Source organism: Tunicatimonas sp. (genome assembly GCF_049647865.1).
Lineage (GTDB): Bacteria > Bacteroidota > Bacteroidia > Cytophagales > Cyclobacteriaceae > Tunicatimonas.
Genome location: NZ_JBARYM010000740.1, coordinates 1 through 6,512, shown reverse-complemented (window position 1 = coordinate 6,512; position 6,512 = coordinate 1). Strand labels below are relative to the sequence as shown.

7 protein-coding genes are annotated in these 6,512 nt (G+C 45.0%); 3 read left to right on the top strand and 4 right to left on the bottom strand.

Going from position 1 to position 6,512, the window contains the following annotated elements; all coding sequences use genetic code 11:
- Positions 1–238: 238 nt before the first annotated feature.
- Complete coding sequence (locus tag WBA23_RS21575; protein ID WP_424584352.1) at positions 239–814, top strand: Crp/Fnr family transcriptional regulator; 576 nt, start codon at positions 239–241, stop codon at positions 812–814.
- Positions 815–834: 20 nt separating this feature from the next.
- On the opposite strand, the gene WBA23_RS21570 is transcribed toward WBA23_RS21575, so the two are convergent.
- A complete protein-coding gene (locus WBA23_RS21570) occupies positions 835–1,509 on the bottom strand; it encodes a hypothetical protein (RefSeq protein WP_424584351.1) in 675 nt (224 codons plus the stop codon).
- Between the two features lie 202 nt (positions 1,510–1,711).
- Between WBA23_RS21570 and WBA23_RS21565 the strand changes: the two genes are divergently transcribed.
- The gene (locus WBA23_RS21565; protein WP_424584350.1) at positions 1,712–2,164 is read left to right on the top strand and encodes an SRPBCC family protein; all 453 of its coding nucleotides are present in this window, start codon (positions 1,712–1,714) and stop codon (positions 2,162–2,164) included.
- A gap of 29 nt (positions 2,165–2,193) precedes the next feature.
- Positions 2,194–2,970 (top strand): tetratricopeptide repeat protein, encoded by a 777-nt coding sequence (locus WBA23_RS21560; protein WP_424584349.1) that lies wholly within the window; start codon positions 2,194–2,196, stop codon positions 2,968–2,970.
- 2 nt (positions 2,971–2,972) lie between these two features.
- Here WBA23_RS21560 and WBA23_RS21555 read toward each other — a convergent pair whose 3' ends face one another.
- The 3 genes from WBA23_RS21555 to WBA23_RS21545 form a co-directional block, all read right to left on the bottom strand.
- Entirely contained in the window at positions 2,973–4,736 is a 1,764-nt protein-coding gene (locus tag WBA23_RS21555) for a redoxin domain-containing protein (RefSeq protein ID WP_424584348.1), read from the bottom strand.
- A 109-nt stretch (positions 4,737–4,845) separates the two neighbouring features.
- Positions 4,846–4,992, bottom strand: coding sequence for a hypothetical protein (locus WBA23_RS21550; RefSeq protein WP_424584347.1), 147 nt, complete (start codon positions 4,990–4,992; stop codon positions 4,846–4,848).
- A 30-nt stretch (positions 4,993–5,022) separates the two neighbouring features.
- A partial coding sequence (locus WBA23_RS21545) for an ABC transporter permease (RefSeq protein ID WP_424584346.1) occupies positions 5,023–6,512 on the bottom strand: 1,490 nt, incomplete at its 5' end.

The window sequence follows — 6,512 nt, the reverse complement described above, 5'->3', positions numbered from 1 at the left end:
TGGGTGCTTGATAGCCGGTGCCACCCAGTACGTGGCGGGGCACAATCATGAACGAAGCAGCTGAGGTAGCCGCCCCTTTCAGGAAATTGCGACGAGGTAAAGCATTCTTGTTAGGTCTTTTTTTCATCATGTTGCGTATTCTGTAATAAAAAATGAAACAATGTAGTTTGCAGACGTTCAATTTAATACAAAACCAACGCTTAAAGAAGTTTGGCAGTACAAATTCTGAAAAATTAGCATGCATTCTCAGCTTCGCCAATATGTCTCTCAATTAGCCCCCCTTACCTCGGCCGAACTGGCATTTCTGGAAGAACAGTGCGTGTACCGAGAAGTGCCTAAGAAGTTTGCATTAGTAAGCGAAGGAGAAGTTGCTCAAGAAATATACTTTATCAACCAAGGTTGCCTTCGGCTATTCTATCAGAAAGAAGGGGAAGAAGTAACCGCATTTATTTTTCTGGAAAACCTCTTTGCTACCGCTTTAGATAGCTTGCTACAACAGATTCCCAGTCAGCAAAATCTAGAAACACTGGAAGACAGTAAGCTGCTAGTGATTAGTCGCGAAAGGTTAATGAATATCTACGCTTATTCATCCAACTTTCAAGTAATGGGGCGTCGCATTGCCGAGCAACGCTTTATTAACGCTCAGCGTATTTTATCATCCTACATTCTGGATTCTCCCGAGGAGCGCTACGAAAAACTACTAGCTACCCAACCCGAATGGTTTCAGCGGGTACCTCAGCACTACATTGCTTCGTTTCTGGGCATCACCCCGGTTTCGCTAAGCCGCATCCGTAAAAGAATTAGCTCTAAATGATTAGAGATGAAAAATAGTAGCTAAAAAATTTGCTCGCTGATCTCTACATCACTAGCAATAGCTTCTTCTACCACTTCAGGATTATGAGAGCAGACAAATAAACCGATCAAAACTTCTCTCGGCAATCGCTCCATCGTATGGGAGCCAACCACACGAAGTTCTTCTCCTTCTTTAGCAACTCGCATGGTAACCGTTTGTCCCTTACGCTCTAATTGAATGATGTCTATATCTTTATCTGGGAAAAATATTTCATCTTCCGGGTCGCGCATGGAAGCACCTGGCTCCGTTCTCCACTGAAGTACGGTTAGTCCATCACCATGTGATACGGCGCTGAGATGAACGGCCGTATCAGCCAGCGACTCCCGAATCATCCATCCGGTTTTGCGATGAGGGTCTACTCCCACTCCCACAAAATCAAAGTGAGCAGTAGCTGTAAAATCGCCCAGCTGCTTTTGGTACACGTAATGAAATTCATCGCGCTCGAACCAGATATTATAACCTGCCCCACGAATTGTATACGTTTGGTTAGCTGTATCGTACTCCGTTGCCCCGGACTGTTGTGGGTTTCCTACGTCAACACTTTTTTCAAAAATACCTAGCTCCGGTGACTGAGCGAAAGCACTGATACAAAGTAGCGGAGCAGTAAGAATAGCTAAGGCGACACATATAAAATTAGAGTAGCATAGAAGCTGCATCAATATAGTAGGTTGGTTTATCTTCAAGATAGTAAAATTTGCGAAAGTCTTTTTCTTAACAAAAGATAACGTCCCCAACCAGTTCGCCAGATTATCTTTGTATAAGAGCAATCGGTAGAAGGGAGGCGTTTAGAAGTTTACAGGTAGAAGGTTAAGTAAACTTGTAACCTTCTACCATTCACCCTCCACCTTTAAAAACATTATGAAAGAATTAATCACTGAAATTATTATCAACGCGAGTGCTGAACGGGTATGGCAAGTACTTACTGACTTCCCCGCGTACCAGGAATGGAATCCGTTCATCGTAAATTCATCAGGAAAAGCCATAGCCGGTACTCGCCTGACCAACCAGATGAAGCAGGGAGAGAAAACTACGACGTTTAAACCTAAGCTAGTGAAAGTAGAGGAAAACCGGCGGCTAGAGTGGCTCGGCCACCTGTGGGTACCGGGGCTATTTGATGGACACCATATTTTCATAATTGAAGAACTGGCCCCTCAGCAGGTAAAATTCGTTCAGCAAGAGAAGTTTAGCGGCCTATTACGTAGCTTGATTATGAAGCAAATTGCCGAAAGCACCCAAGCGGGATTTGTGGCGATGAACCGGGCTTTGAAAGAACAAGCTGAACGGCAAACTATCCCAGCAGCTTCTTCGTAGAATAGAGCGAAATACATACTCGCTTTTCTATGAACTTTGAACAAGATGTAATTGCTCGTAGTGAGCAGGTTCCGGTAGTTGTGGATTTTTGGGCTCCCTGGTGTGGCCCTTGCCAGTCCCTTGGTCCGGTGATTGAAGGTTTAGCCGAAAAGGCTTCCGGCACTTGGGAACTGGTAAAAGTCAATACGGATGAACACCAAGATATTTCTCAGCGATACGGCATTCAAGGTATCCCTGCGGTAAAGATGTTTCATCAAGGGGTAGTAATTGCCGACTTTACCGGGGCACTGCCCAAACCGCAAATTCAAAAATGGTTAGTAGAGAATTTACCCGACGAGCGCAAAGAGCAGCTAGAAACCTACCGCAACCAACTGTTTACCTTCCAGCACTCCGAAGCAGCAACGAAGCTTGCGCAGTTTACGAAGGATCATCCGGACGTGGGTGAAGCCCAATTATGGTTGGCTGCGGCTACGGTAGGGCAGCACCCCGAACTAGCTATTGAGGCGATCCAGCATACCCACCGTAGCTTTGAATTAGGGGAAGACGTCCGTAGCCTAGCGGACCTGATGACTTGCGAGGAGGGGGGGCAACCCAAGGTAGCGGAGCAGATTGAGCAGGCACAAACCGCTATGAAAGAAAACCGTTTTGAAGATACTCTACAAGCTTTGATTCAAGCCACTTTGCTAGATAAAACTTATTGCAATGAACTGCCCCGCCGCGCCACTATTGCCCTCTTCCGACTCATGGGTACCGACCACCCCCTGACCAAGCAGTACCGCAAGCGGTTTGATATGGCGTTATACTAAAGTTAGTACTTTTGTTCTGTTTCGCTTTTCTCTGTTTTGGTAGCAGTAGCTTCGTGAGATTCTATTTTATTTTTAACGAGTTCAGCTAAGTTTTCACCCCGAAGGTTCTTAGCAATAATTACCCCGGAGGGGGAAATGAGAAATGTAGTGGGAAACGAGGTTATTCCGTAGGCTTCAACCACCTGAGGGGCTAGCGCATTCGGATAAGGGAGAGGATGTTCTTCCAGGTACTTTCTTAAATTAGGCTCACGGTCTTGCGCTAGTCCTACGATCTGAAGTTGATCGGTAGAAAACGCCTCCGACAGTGCAATCAAATTAGGAAACTCATCCAAACAAGGACGGCACCAACTACCCCAGAAGTCTATATACACGTACTTTCCGGCTAAATCAGTTAGACGCAAACTATCGCCCGCCAGTGTCTTCACCGCAAATTCAGGCGCCGCCTTTCCGGCTATAGTTCGCATACCAGTTAACTGCTTATCTACTGCGCCTAGTTTTACTTCTTCACTTTCAGGATACTCTGCCTTTAATTTCTCTAGCACTGATATTCCCTTATCGGATGCATTCTCTTCCCGCAAGTATTCGTAGCTCAACATAAATAAAATCGTAGCTGCTTTTTCGTCATCCAATGCTGAATCAGCGTAATCTACCATATATTGATAGTAATGATCTTCATTTAAACTGTAGGCGTTTCGTAAGTACATGGAGCGCGATAAGTACTGATCTAGTCTTGCTAACCGAGGTATTGGATAGGGATCCATTAGGTACGACTGAGGGTCCAAGGTCGCGGTAATCTCATGAATACGACTCATAAAATTATCAAACTGAGCAGATTGAAATAGCGAATCGTAGGTTTTCTCTACCGCCGATTGCTGCTCTAATTGAGAGGCTTTAATCATGACCGGATGAAGGTATAATAAATCAGTTAACCGATTCTCAGCTACTATCTGCGGAAAACGGGATGCGTACTTTTCGTATAATGAACCGAAACGATCCCAATAAATAAGTGCTTTGTCTTGCGCTTCCTCTCCAACCAGTTCACCGCTAAATATAGCCGGTATCAGTGCCCGGCGCTCCTGCTCTATCACTAACAGACTATCGCGTAAGGTCTGATAATTTGCGTTGATAGAGCCATCGGGCCACGATACTGACGAGGAAACGGATCGGACTGGCATATCCGCTGAATCAAACTCAATTGCATCACCCTGGTAGTAGTTGTGAAGCTGACCCCTGATGCCGTTGATCTTGGTCGGAAGCGTAGGTACATAGGTACGTTGCTTTCCATTAATTAAGAACTGATACTGCCCGCCGGTGTCCAAAGCAGCAGTTTCTTCAGTTACCCATCGCGAATCTCGGCGGTGTAGCGCTATACTATTCTCTTGCTTCCAACCATTAAATTCACCTATTAACGCTACGGAGTCAATGGCTTGTGCAATGTGAAAGGGAGCCAGAGTAAGAGCAACTTTTTCAGAAACACCAGTAGGTAGTAACGCCGGAAAGCTAATACGGTCGTGCTGCGCTCCCTCTAGTACTACTACGTAAGAACCCGGATTGACCAATAGCTCAAACGACCCATCCGCCACCATAACCGTGTCTAAAGGTTGTCCTAACCAGTTACGACCGTAGGCCTCTCCAGGGTAAAGTAAAACGTATATCTCTTCGTCGTACGACTGCTCAACGGTACCCGTTAAGGTAGACTGCTGAGCGTAGACAGAGCTGTTGAAGAATAGTGCCAGAAAAATGAGTGTAAAGGCAGCGTATCGCATTAGAATGTTGTAAAATGGTTGGATAAAAATGTGTAGACAAAAAATAAAGAAAATTAAAGAAGAAGTAAACGTTTAGTCTAGTAGTTTAAAGGGAGGTTACAATGATGGACTATCTATTCTTCTCATCGTAGAAGTGGGTGAGGTGATAGTGTAGATACTTCGTGCCGATCGGGTGCTGACGATGAACCGGGCACTGAAAGAACAAGCTGAACAATAAATTATCTACCGGGCGGACGACGTCTGAAGAGGCAACCAAACTGTTTTAGAAGATTGAGAAAATATACATTTATTCGTACCGTAATGAATCGGCTGGGTTGGCCAAAGCGGCTTTAATGGTATGAAAGCTTACCGTTATAAGTGCTATCAGAAGTACTACGGCCAATGGCAACAGAAATAGCCACCAGTGCAGACTGATTCGGGTAGCATAGTTGGCCAACCACATTTGTAGCGCAAAGTAGGCAATGGGTAGTGCTAGAATACTGGCTATAATGATCAATCGTATAAAGTTCTGAGAGAGAAGTGTAGTAATACTCTGTACCGAAGCTCCTAGCACTTTTCGTATTCCAATTTCTTTGGTTTTTTCAACCACGGTGTGCAGAGAAAGCCCAAACAATCCCATACAAGCAATCAGGATAGTGAGTCCGGAAAAAATTCCGAAGAGCTTACCAAAGCGAATATCTTCTTGATATTGGGTATCGAAGAAGCTATCTATAAAATAGAACTCAAAAGTATCGTAGGGGAAAACTCGTTCGTAGGCTACAGAAATCTGTTCAACAGTAGCTTCTAGATTGTTGGCAGCTACTTTTATACTGTAATAAGAATCTAGCTTGTAGGTAAAATCGTCCTGACTAAAAGTAAGTGGACGAGGCTCATACTGAAGACTATGATGGTGATAATCTTGGATGACACCGTTGATTTTGCGTTCATAGTTTCTATCATCTCGGAACGTTTGCCCGACTGCTTCAGCCGGATTATCGTAGCCTAGAATTTTAGCCGCCTGCTCATTGATGACCAACCCATTGTCGGTATTAAACTGGCCCGCCAATAGTTCCAGTCCGTAAACTTCAGCGTAATCGCTATCGGCCTTTAGCGCATCAAATGTGCTGTGGTTGTAGGAGGCTCCCAATCCTATGGTAGAGATACTGCTGCGCTCCCCCGGAGTAGTTCGGGATAGCGATACTGCGTTCACTCCAACGGAGGGCAAAACAGCATCTTTAAAAATGTCTTCTTGAGGCTCATCTGCCTTTTGCTGATCGTGCTCAATCCAGGTTTTAGCCCGATTCTCCGGACCTTTAACTACAATTATACCTTCTCGATTAAATCCAGGATCACTAGAACGCATATGATGCAACTGCTGAATGACGGCGAAAGTGAAAATGATAAGGATGATAGAGACTCCGAATTGAAACACGACCATCCCTTGGCGTAACTTCTTCCCTCGGGGCGAATACCATTTTCCTTTCAGTAGCCGTAATGGATTAAACCGGGAGAGAACCAGCGCGGGATATAGACCGGCTAATAAAGTGTTAAGTACATACAAAATTCCAACCACCCCCCAAAACCTCGCTGAATAATCGATGGCTCTTCCGGTAAAATCTACGGCAAAGGAGCTTACCAATTGGAGTACGGTTAGCGCTAAAGCCAGCGCAATGGACTTGATCAGTAACGCTTCAAAAAGAAACTGCCCGATAAGTTGGAAACGACGAGCCCCCATCACCTTGCGAAGCCCTATTTCATCTCCTCGGGTAATGGCTTTGGCAATGGTGAGGTTTATAT

Excerpts from the sequence above, each read along its gene's own strand:
- WBA23_RS21570 (WP_424584351.1), bottom strand. The coding sequence starts at position 1,509 with ATGCAGCTTCTATGCTACTCTAATTTTATATGTGTCGCCTTAGCTATT.
- WBA23_RS21555 (WP_424584348.1), bottom strand. The coding sequence starts at position 4,736 with ATGCGATACGCTGCCTTTACACTCATTTTTCTGGCACTATTCTTCAAC.
- WBA23_RS21575 (WP_424584352.1), top strand. The coding sequence starts at position 239 with ATGCATTCTCAGCTTCGCCAATATGTCTCTCAATTAGCCCCCCTTACC.
- WBA23_RS21565 (WP_424584350.1), top strand. The coding sequence starts at position 1,712 with ATGAAAGAATTAATCACTGAAATTATTATCAACGCGAGTGCTGAACGG.
- WBA23_RS21560 (WP_424584349.1), top strand. The coding sequence starts at position 2,194 with ATGAACTTTGAACAAGATGTAATTGCTCGTAGTGAGCAGGTTCCGGTA.